General features: G+C 28.6%; 11 protein-coding genes and 1 pseudogene. All 12 read left to right on the top strand.

The window, feature by feature from the left end; all coding sequences use genetic code 11:
• The first annotated feature begins 1 nt into the window (after position 1).
• Positions 2 to 673, top strand: coding sequence for a response regulator transcription factor (locus tag FYJ26_RS04665; protein WP_154540124.1), 672 nt, complete (start codon positions 2 to 4; stop codon positions 671 to 673).
• Positions 670 to 1,614, top strand: coding sequence for a sensor histidine kinase (locus tag FYJ26_RS04670; protein WP_154540126.1), 945 nt, complete (start codon positions 670 to 672; stop codon positions 1,612 to 1,614). Before FYJ26_RS04665 ends, FYJ26_RS04670 begins: the two co-directional genes overlap by 4 nt.
• A gap of 93 nt (positions 1,615 to 1,707) precedes the next feature.
• On the top strand, positions 1,708 to 2,475 hold the full coding sequence (locus tag FYJ26_RS04675) for an ABC transporter ATP-binding protein (protein WP_154540128.1): 768 nt from the start codon (positions 1,708 to 1,710) through the stop codon (positions 2,473 to 2,475).
• Positions 2,459 to 4,471 (top strand): FtsX-like permease family protein, encoded by a 2,013-nt coding sequence (locus tag FYJ26_RS04680; protein ID WP_326831240.1) that lies wholly within the window; start codon positions 2,459 to 2,461, stop codon positions 4,469 to 4,471. The genes FYJ26_RS04675 and FYJ26_RS04680 overlap by 17 nt, the downstream gene beginning before the upstream one ends.
• A gap of 2 nt (positions 4,472 to 4,473) precedes the next feature.
• Complete coding sequence (locus FYJ26_RS04685; RefSeq protein WP_154540132.1) at positions 4,474 to 5,715, top strand: erythromycin esterase family protein; 1,242 nt, start codon at positions 4,474 to 4,476, stop codon at positions 5,713 to 5,715.
• Positions 5,716 to 5,919: 204 nt separating this feature from the next.
• Positions 5,920 to 7,662: an ABC transporter ATP-binding protein gene (locus FYJ26_RS04690; protein WP_154540134.1), complete on the top strand. Its 1,743-nt coding sequence runs from the start codon at positions 5,920 to 5,922 to the stop codon at positions 7,660 to 7,662.
• A gap of 1 nt (position 7,663) precedes the next feature.
• Positions 7,664 to 9,385, top strand: coding sequence for an ABC transporter ATP-binding protein (locus tag FYJ26_RS04695; RefSeq protein WP_154540136.1), 1,722 nt, complete (start codon positions 7,664 to 7,666; stop codon positions 9,383 to 9,385).
• Between the two features lie 20 nt (positions 9,386 to 9,405).
• Positions 9,406 to 9,987, top strand: coding sequence for an MptD family putative ECF transporter S component (locus tag FYJ26_RS04700; RefSeq protein WP_154540138.1), 582 nt, complete (start codon positions 9,406 to 9,408; stop codon positions 9,985 to 9,987).
• Position 9,988: 1 nt separating this feature from the next.
• Positions 9,989 to 10,690: an energy-coupling factor transporter transmembrane component T gene (locus FYJ26_RS04705; RefSeq protein WP_154540140.1), complete on the top strand. Its 702-nt coding sequence runs from the start codon at positions 9,989 to 9,991 to the stop codon at positions 10,688 to 10,690.
• Positions 10,677 to 12,077 (top strand): ATP-binding cassette domain-containing protein, encoded by a 1,401-nt coding sequence (locus tag FYJ26_RS04710; protein WP_154540142.1) that lies wholly within the window; start codon positions 10,677 to 10,679, stop codon positions 12,075 to 12,077. The genes FYJ26_RS04705 and FYJ26_RS04710 overlap by 14 nt, the downstream gene beginning before the upstream one ends.
• Complete coding sequence (locus tag FYJ26_RS04715) at positions 12,067 to 12,996, top strand: helix-turn-helix domain-containing protein (protein ID WP_154540144.1); 930 nt, start codon at positions 12,067 to 12,069, stop codon at positions 12,994 to 12,996. Before FYJ26_RS04710 ends, FYJ26_RS04715 begins: the two co-directional genes overlap by 11 nt.
• 578 nt (positions 12,997 to 13,574) lie before the next feature.
• Positions 13,575 to 14,093, top strand: a pseudogene (locus FYJ26_RS04720) (ATP-binding cassette domain-containing protein); the annotation flags it as partial.
• Positions 14,094 to 14,122 lie beyond the last annotated feature (29 nt).

The raw sequence follows: 14,122 nt of genomic DNA on the forward strand, positions 1-14,122 counted from the left end.
TATGAAAATACTATTAGTTGAAGATGACAAGAAAATAGGAGAAGAGCTATCTTTCCAGCTTGAGCTTTTGGGCTATAAGACAAGTAGGGTGGAAAATTTTGAAAAAGTAATAGATGATTTTAATAAAAGTGATTTTAGCCTTGTTATTATGGATTTGAAATTACCTTATAAAAATGGATTTTACTGGACTTCTGAAATTAGAAAAGTATCCAAAGTTCCAATTATTTTTCTAACTTCTGCATCAGATGATATAAATTTAATATCTGCTATAAACTATGGAGCAGATGATTTTATTGCAAAGCCATTTTCTATGCAAGTCCTTCATTCTAAAATTATAGCAATTCTTAGAAGGTCTTTTGACTTTAATGATGTAGATGATTTAAAGTTAAAATATGAGAACTTAGTTCTTGATAGAGATAAGATGATTTTAGAAATTGATAGTAAAAGCATAGCTCTTTCTAAAAATGAATTTTTAATTATGGAAATATTACTTGAAAGTCCAAGAAAGATTGTAAGTCGAGAGAAGATTATGGATAAACTTTGGGCTACCGAATCTTTTATAGATGACAATACCTTAACTGTGAATATAAATAGGATAAGAAAAAAGATAAAAGCTCTTGGCTTAGATAATCTTATTCATACAAAAAAGGGAGTAGGTTATTATATAAAATGAAAAAGTTGAAAAATTTTTGTTCAGGAAATAAAGACTATATCATTTCTTTGATTGTATTTTCGCTTACATTTGGACTTATCTCTTTTGCCTTTTCACTTGATTGGTTGATTTTTCTTTATACTTTAGCCTTAGTTTCCTTTATTTTACTAATTTTATGTATTGTTAGATATGTAAAAGTTCAAAAATTGTTAGAAAACAGCGAATTTACCTATCTTAGAGATGATATATATGAAAAACATATAGGTGAAATTTTCAAAAAAAAAGATAAGGAACTTAAGGATATAGTACTTAAAAGCAAGATAAGACAAGATGATTTGGAAGGGCTTTTAACCATATGGACTCATCAGATTAAAACCCCTATATCAGCAATTTCACTTATTAGCCAAAGATACGATTGTATGGATATAGACTTAGAACTTATAAAGATTGATGATTATATTTCATCTCTACTTTCTTTTATAAAATCTAGGAGGGCAAGCCTTGATTATAATTTCAAGTCATTTTCTATTGAAAGCCTTATAAAAGATATAGCAAAAAGATATAGGAGTTTTTTTATAGAAAAAAGATTAAGTCTAAATCTTTGTATAGAAGATGAAATGATAGTATCAGATCCAAAGTGGCTTTCTTTTGTTATAGAGCAAATTTTATTTAATTCTATAAAATATACAGAAAAAGGCTTTATATCTATAAGATATAAGGAAAATGTCTTGGAAATTATCGACAGTGGTATTGGAATAAAGAAAGAGGATATAGAAAATATTAAAAAATTTGGATATTCTGGAGATACTTATAAAAGAGATGCAAACTCTACTGGTATAGGATTATTCTTGGTTGATGATATACTTGCTAAACTTGGATATTCATATTCTATTAAATCAGAGCCTAATAAAGGAACTGATTTTTCTATAAATTTGAAGAGAAATAAATTAATTCAAGATTAAACTTACATTTTGTAAGTTTAATTTTTTAAATTGTAATATTAGATTAGGGATTAATTTTCTGATTTGTACTAATATAGACTTACGGAGGATAGTATGAATATTTTAGAAATTAATAATTTAAGAAAAGTATATAATGAAGGGAAAATAGAAACAAAAGTGACAGCCTTAAAGGATATAAATTTTAAGGTAAAAAAGGGAGAGTTTGTAGCTATAATGGGAGAGTCTGGTTCTGGCAAGTCAACCCTACTTAACCTTATAGCAACTTTAGACAATCCTACAAGTGGTGAAATAATTTTAAATAATGAAGAGATAAAAAATAAAAATGACAAGGAAAAGGCGAGATTTCGTCGTGAAAAACTAGGATTTGTCTACCAAGACTTCTCCTTACTTAACTCTTTAAATATTAAAGATAATATATTTTTACCCTTAGTTTTAGAAAATACTAAGTATAAAGAAATGGAAGAAAAACTAAATCCTATAGCTAAGGCTTTAAAGATTGACAGTCTTCTTTATAAGTTTCCCTATGAGCTTTCAGGAGGGCAAAAACAAAGAGTAGCTGTTGCAAGAGCAATAATTACAAATCCAGAAATACTACTTGCAGATGAACCAACAGGTGCACTTGATTCAAATTCATCAATGGAACTTCTAAATATTTTTGAAAAGATAAATGAAACAGGTCAAACTATTTTGATGGTAACCCATTCAACCATGGCTGCAGCAAGAGCGTCTAGGGTTTTATTTATAAAAGATGGGAAAATATTTTATGATCTTTATAAGGGAGAAATGACTAATGAGCAAATGTATGAAAAACTTGTTAAAAGCCAAATGATAATACTTGCTGGAGGTGAGGGTCTTGAATAAGCTAAACTTTACCCTAGCTAAAAGGCAAATTTCTACAAACAAGTATTTGTACCTACCTTATATAATAGCATCATCCCTCATGCTTTTTATATTTAACCTTATAGTTGACTTAAAGACAGAAGACTTTATTTTAAATTCTAGGGGTGGAGCCTTTATTGAATCTATACTAGGATATGGTCAATTTGTAATTGCACTTTTTGCAGTATTATTTCTAATATATATGACAAATGCTGTTGTAAAAAGTCGTTATAAGGAATTGGGACTTTTATATGGACTAGGCATGGATAAAGGATCTTTAAGAGGAATTTTATTTATTCAAAATATAATCCTAGCTCTTCTTAGCCTTTTATCTGGGACATTTTTGTCCTTACTTTTATCACCCCTAATTATAAATTTGGTTGGGAGGTTATTAGGATATGGAAAAATAAATCTTAATTTTAATATAGATGCTATAAAATTGGGATTTATAGTATTTTCTCTTATATTTATCCTTATAACTATCATAAGTTTGAATTCTATAAGAAAGAAAAATCCATTAGAACTTTCTCAAATGGCAAAAAAGGGACAAGCTCAACCTAAGTTTTCAATGATAAGTTTTATTTTATCCATAATATTTTTAGCTTTATCCTATAAAATAGCTCTATCAATAGATGGGGCATTGGATGCTATACCAAAGTTCTTTCCTGCGATTATTCTTGCTATTTTTGGGACATTCTTATTCTTTAGGTCAGTTACAATTTGGATATTAAAACTACTTAGAAAAAACAAAAGAATTTATTATAAATCTACAAATATGACTTTTATAGGAGAACTTATAAAAAGAAGCAAAGAATCAGCTATGGCCCTTTCATCTATAAGCATAATAGCATCCATGCTTTTGATGAGCTTTATAGTAATGGTTGCTATGTTTATAGGAAAAAATAGTCTTTTAGATAGGATAAGTCCAAGAGATTTTGTAATATCCTATCAAAGTGAAGACTTAAAAGATAACATAGATAAGCTTATAAATCTAGAAAAGTCCGATTTTAATATAAAAGAAAAAAATGAGGGGATTGCAGATATAAGCTTACTTACAACAAATGAGATAGAAGATGAAAAATTAAAGTTAGTGGAAGATGATGAATTTAAAAATATTATGATGGATAAAAGCATAACAATAGTATCTCTTACTGACATAGATTCATTTAATAAGGCCAATAATACAAAAGAAAGCTTAAATGATGGAGAGGCCTTAGTTTATGATTCTAAAAACAAGACCTACCAAAGCTTATCCATAGATGGGGTAGATTTAAATGTTAGTAAAAACTTAAGGGAAATAGACTACATTTTAACAGATACAACCGCTACTCTTTTTCATAATCTTTTAGTTGTTGTAAAAGATAAAAGTGACTTTTTAAAAAAACTTGAAGAAAAAGGACCTGGGTATGATTTTGGTGAAAGGAGTATTCATTTAAAGTACTTTGATGTAGAAGAAAAAGATGTCCAAAAAATGGATGAATTTTCTAAGATAATGATTGATCATATATCAAAAAATCAAAATTTAAAAGGAAAGGTTGAATTTAAGAATGCCTACGAAGCAAGACTTGAATTCGACCAAATACACCAAGGAGCCTATATAACTGTAATACTTCTCTCTTTCATGTTCTTTGTATCTGCTATAGTTGTAATCTATTACAAACAAGTGGCAGAAGGAATCGATGATGGACGTAGTATAGGAATTCTTAAAAAAATCGGAATGAGTAATAGTGAGATTAGAAAATCAGTAGCCAAGCAAAATTATGTGACATTTTTTGCACCCCTAGTCCTTGCTATAATTCATATACTAGTTGCAAGTAAGCTAGCCTTTGGTATCCTACAATTATTTACTGTGTTAGATAAGTCCCTATTTATAAAAATTGAAGTTCTATGTATATTGATATTTGCTATAATATATTTTCTTATATTTAGGATAACTCTACCTATATATTTTGAAATTGGAAAGTTAAACAAGGAGTAAGCATGAGAGTATTAAAGAAAATTTTAAAACTTATATTTTGTATAAGCATAATAGGATTTATAGCAATAGGACTTGGACTTACAATTTGGACTAAATATCCTGAGTTTAAGGCAAGAAAAGAAATATCAGATCTTGACAAAAATGCTCGTAAAATTTCTGATATTAAAATAGGTGAAAAAGCAAAGATTATTGCCCTTGGAGAGGCAAGCCATGGAAATAAAGAGTTTCAAAAGCTTAAACTTGATGTATTTAAAAATCTGGTAGAAAATAATGATGTGAGAGCCTTTGCATTAGAGTGTGATTTTTCTGAGGGAATTCTTATAGACAAATATATAAAAAATCCAAATATTAAAGTAAATCCATTGGAATATTTTTCATTTTCTATATATAAGACTGAAGAAATGAAAAATCTAATAGAATGGATGAAAGAATATAACAAGATTCACAATGAGAAACTTTCCTTCTATGGTTTTGATATGCAAAATCCAGAGAAGCTTATACCAACCATAAAAGATTATGTGGGAAAAAATAGGATAGAATTTGCCCTAGATAAGCTAAAAGTCCTTGAAACTTATCCTATAAAAGTAAAAGATTCAAAAGTAAAAGACTTGATAGAAAATCTTAAAGTTCTTAAAGATAAGATAAAAGAAGAAAGCGATGATGATATAATTTTTAAGAAAGCGATAGACAATTTTCTTGAAGGATTTTCCTACTATAGCCTTGATGATAATTTTAAAGAATATGAAACAAGAGATAGGCTAATGGCAGAAAATGTAATCTGGATTAGTAAATTTGAAGATAATAGAAACTCAAAGCTTATGATAGCAGGACACAATGGCCATATAGGAAAGACTTCAAATATTTACAAAATCATGGGTGACCACCTTAGTGAATTTTTTAAAGATAAGTACTTTACCATAGGTACAGACTTTTATAAGACAAGGGTTAATATAAGCTCAATGACAGATAAAAAAAGAGTTATCAAAAAATTTATATCAGCAGACCCAATAGCCCAAAAGGCAGAAAAATATGATGGGATTTTTTACCTAGATTTTAACAATCTTCAAAATGGGGCTACTAAGTCCATAGTAGAAAGTAAAATGAAAATGGGTTCTTTGGGCGAAGGATATTTTCCTATGATGAATGTAATTGCAAAAACTTATAGAATAGACCAAGTTCCAAAAGATTTGTATGATTCAATGATATTTATCTATGAAGCCAATCCTACTGAAATAATAAATTAGAAAAATTAATTTTATATATGTTTAGTTTATGCCGGATCTAATTCTAGTTTAGATCTGGTATTTTTTAATTTTCCTATAGTTTTTAATATTCTTAGATTTTGTTTCTAGATACTTTATGAATAAGAAACGATAAATGATAAGAAAAATCAGAATATCTCGTATATAATGATAATAGTTATTAATATCATAAATTAGGAGGTTAAGATGAACACATATAAAAAATTATTTGCCTATGTACCAGAGATAAAAAATAAGGCAATATTTGCTGTAATTTTTACAGCTATTTCTAATCTGACTTTATTTTTTGCTTATTATAAGATATGGACAATAATTAAAGTGATTTTTACTAAAAATTCAAGCGATGGACTTATCAAATATTCAAATCTTATTGTAATTCTTTTTATAGCTTATGGTCTTATATATTTTTTGGGGCTTTGGCAAAGTCATTTATTAGCCTTTAGGCTTGAAACAAGATTAAGAGAGAAAGGAGCAAAAAAACTTCTTAGGGCTAGCGAAAGTTTTTTTGATACACATAGCTCAGGTGAAGTTAGAAAAATTATAGACAATAATGTTGAAGGAACCCATATGGCAGTAGCACATCTTATTCCAGATCAAACAGCTGCTATTATTACTCCAATTTTAATGCTAATTTTAGTATTTAAGATTGATCTATTTTTAGGATTATTCTTTGTAGGAGTTGTTCTAGCTTCATTTTTTATAATGAAGGCTATGATGGGAGATAAAACTTTTATGGAAATCTATATGAAAAAATTAGATAAGCTTAATGCTGGAGCTGTAGAATATGTAAGATTTATTCCAGTAGTTAAAATTTTCAATGCTCCTCTTAAGGGAATTAAAAGCTTATATGAATCAATAATAGATTATAGGGATATCGTATATGAATATTCAATGTCTTGTAGGATACCTTTTGTAACTTTCCAATGGTTATTAAACATATTTATTGTAAGTCCGATTTTTCTTGCGATTTTCATGGTGAAAAATGGATCTGATCCTTATCTATGGTCAGCAAAGATTTTGTTTTTTACGCTTTTTACAGGTATGTTTTTTGCCAATATGATGAAGATTATGTACGTATCAACTTATCATTTTCAAGCAAATTCTGCGGTTGATAACCTAGAAAGATTATTTGAAGAGATGCAATCAAAGAAAGTTATTTTTGGAGAAGCAAAGAAAATAGATAAGGCGGATATTGTTTTTGAAAAGGTAGATTTCTCTTATGATGATGAAAAAAATATCTTAGAAGATTTTTCTGTAAAATTTCAAGAAGGTAAGTCTTATGCTCTTGTGGGAAGTTCGGGTTCTGGAAAGTCAACTATAGCAAGGCTTATTTCAGGTTCTTATCCACTTGATAAGGGAAAGATTCTTCTAGATGGTCGTGATATAAAATCCTATGACAAGGATTTTCTGATGGATAACATTGGAATGGTTTTTCAAAATCCAAAGCTTTTTAAGGGGATTTCAATTTATGATAATGTTGCCCTTGCTAAAGAAAATTCAGAGAAAAAAGAAGTAATAGAAGCACTTAAAAAAGCACGTTGTTTTGAGTTTATAGATAAGTTTGAAAAGGGAGTTGATACAGTAATAGGAGATGCTGGAGTGAATCTTTCTGGTGGAGAAATTCAAAGAATTTCTATTGCAAGAATATTTCTGAAAAATCCTAGAATTCTTATCTTAGATGAGGCATCGGCTGCGGCAGATCCCGAAAATGAACATGAATTACAAATTGCTTTCAAAGAATTAATGAAAAATAGGACAACTATTATGATTGCCCATAGACTTTCATCTATTAGGGGAGTAGACGAAATATTTCTTATAGATGATGGAAAGATAAAAGAAAAAGGAAATCACAAAGACCTTATGGCAAAAGATGGATCTTATAAGTATTTTGTAGATCTTTATGATAAAGCTAATGAGTGGAGGATTTGATATGAAAAATTACTTGATAAATAAATATTCCATAACAGAAAAGGGAGCAAGTGGCTTATGCAAAGCTATATTTTTTTCAACACTTAAAAGTTTATCCTTTATGACTCCTATAATTTTAATGATGTATGCAATACAAGGTCTTATGGGGCTTGGAAAATTTGATTTTAAAATTTGTCTTATAGGATTTTTACTAATAGCCTTACTAATGGTCTTTATTCTTAATAGGGACTATATTACAACCTACAATGAAACCTACAAAGAATCAGCTAATCTTAGAATAGAGATAGCTGACAGGATAAAAGATCTTCCACTTTCATTTTATACAAAAACAAATCTTACAGATCTTTCTCAAACTATAATGAAGGATGTGGAAACAATTGAACATGCGCTAAGTCATGCTCTCCCAGGTTACTATGGTTTTTTAATAAGCTTTTTAATTATCTCTATACTTTTACTTATAGGAAGTCCAATTCTAGGGATTTCTATTATAATACCTACTGCTTTAAGCATAGGAGCGAGTTTCCTATCAGCTAAAAATCAAAGTAAGGCAACAAGTACTTATTACAAAAAGCAAAGAAGATCGTCTGAACTTTTTCAAGAGATAATAGACCTTCAAAAAGAAATAAGAGAATATAAACTAAGAGATAAAAAAGAAAAAGAAATTTTAAATTTTATAAAAGTTTTGGAAAAAGAGCACATAAAATCAGAGCTTGGTCAAGTTATACCTATAGCAATAGCAACTTCAATTTCAAACCTATCTTTGGGACTTGTCATGTTTTTTGGTCTAAGAGAATTAATAAGTGGAAATATAAATGTTTTATATTTAGCAGGCTATCTTTTTGCAGCTGCAAGGATTATAGATAGTGTAACAGCTTTTAATCAATATTTTGGTGAAATTATGTATATAAACCCAGCAGTTGAAAAGATTAGAAGTCTAAAAGATTTTCCAATAATAGAAGGAGAAGAAACTAATTTTAAAAATTTTGATATAGAAGGTGAAAATGTAGAATTTTCTTATCTAAAGGATAAAAAAGTTATAGATAATATTTCATTTAAGGCAAGGGAAGGCGAAAGTACAGCCCTTGTGGGACCATCTGGTTGTGGTAAGACCACTCTTTTAAGACTTATGGCAAAGTTATATGACTATGATAAAGGTTCTATAAAAATAGATAAAAAAGATATTAAAACAAGTAGAACTGAGGATTTATTTTCCCATATCTCCATGGTATTTCAAGATGTTCTTCTTATAGATGGAACAGTAATGGATAATATTAGGATAGGAAAAATGGATGCAAGTGATGAGGAAGTTCTTAAAGCAGGAAGGCTTGCTTCTTGTGATGATTTTGTAAATAAATTAAAAGATGGCTACAATACTAAAATTGGAGAAAATGGCTCTAAGCTTTCTGGAGGAGAAAGACAAAGAATTTCTATTGCAAGAGCATTTTTAAAGGATGCTGATATTATTCTTCTAGATGAAATTGCAGCAAATCTTGACGTAGAAAATGAAAAATATATCCAAGATTCTCTCAATAAATTAAGCAAGGATAAAACTCTAGTAATAATATCTCACAGAATGAAATCAATTCAAAATGTAGATCAAATAATAGTAATGAAAGATGGAAGGATAGAAAAATCGGGTAAACATGAAGAACTTTTAAAAGAAAGTTCAGCTTATAAGAAAATGATAGAATCATCAAGACTTTCTGAAGAGTTTGTCTATTAAAATAAAGAAAGGATAAGTATATGAATAAATTTTCAGTAAGAGACTTAGTAAACGCAGGAGTATTTTCTCTTTTGGTATTAGTAGCTTCATGGTGTGGAGGTATGATTGGCTTTATCCCTCAAACTATGCCTTTTGTACCCTTTGCCTGTGGAATATTAGGAGGAATAGTATTTATGCTTTATTCAACAAAGATAGATAAGTTTGGTATGATTCTAATAATGGGAATACTATTTGGAATAGCCTTTTCTCTATCAGGTCATGGAGCAATAGTTTTTCCTGGTATAGTTATAATTTCACTACTTGCAGAATGGATTCTTAAAAAAGGAAATTATAAATCAATTAAATATGCAAGATTATCTTTTGCAACTTTTATGCTTTTTGGAGGAGTAAATATCTTACCTATGTATTATGCAAGGCAATCTTATATTGAAAAATTAATCTCTCAAGGTTATGGTGAGGAATATGTAAAAACTTTATTTGCAGTTATGCCAAATTGGTCATTCATACCAGTAACTCTTCTTGGAATTGTTGGTGGATTTATTGGTTGCACTATAGGAATAAAGCTACTTAATAAACATTTCAAAAAAGCAGGAATGGCTTAAAATGAGATTTGATTTTAGGTCAAAACTTTTTATGACTCTTGTTGTAGGCTTTATTGCGACAGAAGGGACGCTTTCTGAAAGATATGGATTTATTGGGCTTTCTTTAGCCCTTTTTCCATTTTTTTTATCACTTTTTGATAAAAATTATTCTTTTTTTATAAGGGGAGTGATTTTTTATAGTCTTGTTGCGATTTATCCTATACTTTTAAGAAATTTTAAAGACAATATATTAATAGTTTTGATAGGAATTTATGTAATGATAGGAATTAAGATTATGCCAATTGTTATGATGACTTATTATTCAATTACTACAACTAAAATGAGCGATTTAGTAAAAAGCCTACAAAAAATGAAGGTTCCAGATCCTATAATTATCCCTATTTCTGTAATGTTTAGGTTTTTTTATTCTATTAGAGAAGATAAGAAAACTATAAAAGAGGCTATGTATATGCATGGGATTACTATGAGAAATTTCTTTAAAGATCCAGGGAAATTTCTCGAATATAAGTTTGTACCACTTCTTATGATAACATCACAAACTGCAGATAATGTAGCAATTTCTGCAATGACTAGAGGTATGAAAATAGGTTATCCTAGAACATCTATTTCAAAAACAAGGATAAAGTTAGAAGATTTTTTTCTAATAAGCTTTGGTATTTTTCTTTTAGCCTTATATATAGGAGTAAAATATGTTGGAATTTAAAGATTTTTCCCTTTATTTTAAGGACCAAGATGAAAAAGAAATAAAAATCTTAGATAGGATAAACCTAGCCTTTAAAAAGGGAACTATAAATGTCATAACAGGAAAGTCAGGCTCAGGTAAGTCTACACTTATAAGTTTAATTAATGGAATAATTCCTGAAATTAACAAGGCCAATATAAGTGGGGATATACTGTTTGAAGGAAATAGTCTTTTAGATAAAAATATAAGCGATAGAAGTCTTTTTATATCAACAGTTTTTCAAAATCCTAAAAATCAATTTTATGCGGTAAACTCCTTGGATGAGATAGCTTTTGGACTAGAAAATAGAAATATTTCTAAAGATGGAATATATAAAAAAATAAACCATTTTACTAAACTTCTTCAAACAGAAAATCTTCTTGATAGGGATCTTATGAAATTATCAGGAGGAGAAAAACAACTCGTAGCAATTACTTCTGTATCTGTAATGGACAATGAGATTTATATATTTGATGAACCGAGCGCATCCCTTGATAAGGAATCTATAATAAGGCTTAAATCAGCTATCAATCAGCTTAAAAATCTTGGAAAAATCATAATAATAGCCGAACACAGACTTTACTACTTAAAAGATATCTTAGATAAGCTTTATATAATAAAAAATAAAAAAGTTATTGGCTTTGATGCCTTAAAAATTAATGATGATATAATAAAAGAAAACAAACTTAGATCTATTAATCTTATAGAAAAAAATAATTTAAGACATAAAAGTTATGAAGTTAAAAATCTTTTTGATAAGACTTATGACAAAAATAAAAGTCTTAAATTTTTAAACTTTAAATGTAGGTATAAGAAAAGAACTATATTTAACTTTAACCTCTCCCTAGATCAAGGCATATATTTTATTATAGGAGAAAATGGTGTAGGTAAAAGCTCATTTATTAGAAATGTTTGCAATCTTAACAAAAAACAAAAAGGAGATTTCTTTATAAATGATGATAAGATATCTTTTCCTCCAGCTTATATAAGTCTTATTATGCAAGATGTAAATTACCAACTTTTTACAGAATCAGTTCTAAGTGAAATGCAAATTGTAGAAGTCGATGAGAGAAAAATTGATAGAATATTAAAAATGGTTGAACTTTTTGATAAAAAGAATTCCCATCCACAAAGTTTATCAGGGGGAGAAAAGCAAAGACTTGCCTTAGGCTTAGCTTTTGTAAGTTCTAAAAAAATAGTAATAATGGATGAGCCAACAAGTGGACTTTGCTATCCTTCTATGGAAAAACTTGTAAAAATCATAAAAAAAATGAAAAAAGATGGCAAAACTGTAATAATAGTAAGCCACGACTACGAATTTATCTCTATGGCAAATGAAAATATATTGGAGTTTGTAAATGACATATAATAGGCTAAAATCTTGGGGATTTAGGGAAGTTAAAACTGATAATCCTAAGATAATTAATTATGAAGGGCTAGAAAATAAAGAAAATAAAATGACAAGCTATGAAATCTTTCCTGGTGTCTTTATAATGTATATCAATCTTAAGAAAAAATATCAGGCAAAAGCATCGAACTCTCCAGGAAATACTGGTTTTAGGATAGGATTTTGTGCTGAAGGAAACTACTTTACTTATATTAATTATGCCAAAATCCTAATTACCACAAACGAAATTTTTTTAGGAAAGGCAATTCCAAAATCTAAGATGTCCTATACATCAAGTCACAATACTAGGGCCTTTAATATAATCATAGTAGATAAAAAAATAGAAAAGAAAGATTTTTCCTATCCATTTATAAAATCATTCTTAGATAGCATTAAAAATATTAAGGATATAGGAAGGGTAATTGATGATAAGACATTAGTATCCTTAGCAAAAGAGCTTGTACAAGTATTAGAGTCTTGTGATTTTAATCTTATTAGTTTAAAGAGCCTAGAGTTAATTTATAGGATATCACTCCTTAATTCAAATTCTTTTAAGGATACATATTACCAATCTGATTCCTTTTTCTATATAGAAAAAATTGAAGCCTATATGAGAGAAAATTTAGAAAAAAATATAAGTCTTGACTATATTTGTGAGAAATTCAAAATATCAAAATCAAGCCTAACCCATAAGTTTATGGGAAAATATCAATATACACCTATGAAATACCTATCTAAGCTTAGGCTAATAAGGGCAGAGGATTTGCTTATAAATACAGATAAGTCAATCACAGAGATTTCTCTTGAAGTATCTTTTACTAATACTTCAAATTTTACTAGAGCTTTTAAAGCTTTCACAGGACGAAGTCCTAGTGAATATAGGAAAAAGAATAAAATATAATAAAAAAATAAGAGAATTTTGTAATGGTGAAATTCTGAAAAATAAAAGATCAAACTTTTAAAAAAGCTTTGGATAATTCAGAAATAAGCTGTCAAATTACGCCAATATACAGATCTTGGAAAAATAATTAATAGAGAAATCAAGAAAAGTTCTAAGAGAGAAATGATTCTCTATTGAAGAAAAACTATAAAAAGTGTCAGAACTCAATTTAAGCAAGGGAGAGATCGCTTAGCGCAAGGCACTTAACTTCAAAAATCCAAATGAAGTCGTTGAAGAATATTTCGAAAAAGTAGTTTAGAATAGCATATATTTCTTGGGATTTTAGTCAATCCATAAAACCATCGAAAAAATTCCCAAAAATATGTAAGAGACCTAACCACTTATGTCACAATATTTTGACTTTCTATACAATTGTTTAATGTATTAATTTATATTAAGTTGACAACACACAATTAATATGTTTTTTTAAAATAAATTAAATATATATTAACAAATAGAAAACGTTATTATATTATATAGAAATGAATCCTGGTGCGGCTTATATGTATGTGAATGGAGGATAAAGAAGAAATGGTTCTGGAAAAACAATGTTATTTCGTGCCATATGTGGTCTGATTGTAATTGATGATGGAGAAATTTATATCCAAGGTGAAAAAATAGATGGAAATATTATCCCACAAGACATAGGGCTTTTGTTAGAAAATCCTAGTTTTCTTAAAGGTTTAACAGGTTTGCAAAATTTAGAAATAATTGCCTCCATCCGCAAAATTGCTAATGTAGAAAGGATTTTGCAAGTATTAGATAAGGTGGGACTTACAGAGGCAAAGGATAAAAAATACGAAGCCTACTCCTTAGGTATGAAACAAAGATTAGCTATTGCAAATGTAATCATGGAAGATCCTAAAATTCTAATTTTTGATGAACCAACAATTGCAATTGATGAAGAAGGTATTAAGGTTTTAAAGGAGATTATAAGCAAGGAGAAGAAAAAAGGCAAACTAATTTTGCTAGCTAGCCACGAACACGATTTTATAAGTAGTTTGGTTGATGTCCATTTTTATATGAAAGAAGGTGCTTTAGTAGAAAAAAATAGATAGCTTAGTAGGGTCTGTAAATAGTTTTGTGC

It is taken from the genome of Anaerococcus porci (assembly GCF_009696575.1).
GTDB classification, from domain to species: Bacteria; Bacillota; Clostridia; order Tissierellales; family Peptoniphilaceae; genus Anaerococcus; species Anaerococcus porci.

Bases quoted from the DNA above. Each gene is read 5' to 3' on its own strand.
- FYJ26_RS04665 (WP_154540124.1), top strand. From the start codon at position 2: ATGAAAATACTATTAGTTGAAGATGACAAGAAAATAGGAGAAGAGCTA.
- FYJ26_RS04670 (WP_154540126.1), top strand. From the start codon at position 670: ATGAAAAAGTTGAAAAATTTTTGTTCAGGAAATAAAGACTATATCATT.
- FYJ26_RS04675 (WP_154540128.1), top strand. From the start codon at position 1,708: ATGAATATTTTAGAAATTAATAATTTAAGAAAAGTATATAATGAAGGG.
- FYJ26_RS04685 (WP_154540132.1), top strand. From the start codon at position 4,474: ATGAGAGTATTAAAGAAAATTTTAAAACTTATATTTTGTATAAGCATA.
- FYJ26_RS04690 (WP_154540134.1), top strand. From the start codon at position 5,920: ATGAACACATATAAAAAATTATTTGCCTATGTACCAGAGATAAAAAAT.
- FYJ26_RS04695 (WP_154540136.1), top strand. From the start codon at position 7,664: ATGAAAAATTACTTGATAAATAAATATTCCATAACAGAAAAGGGAGCA.
- FYJ26_RS04700 (WP_154540138.1), top strand. From the start codon at position 9,406: ATGAATAAATTTTCAGTAAGAGACTTAGTAAACGCAGGAGTATTTTCT.
- FYJ26_RS04705 (WP_154540140.1), top strand. From the start codon at position 9,989: ATGAGATTTGATTTTAGGTCAAAACTTTTTATGACTCTTGTTGTAGGC.
- FYJ26_RS04710 (WP_154540142.1), top strand. From the start codon at position 10,677: ATGTTGGAATTTAAAGATTTTTCCCTTTATTTTAAGGACCAAGATGAA.
- FYJ26_RS04715 (WP_154540144.1), top strand. From the start codon at position 12,067: ATGACATATAATAGGCTAAAATCTTGGGGATTTAGGGAAGTTAAAACT.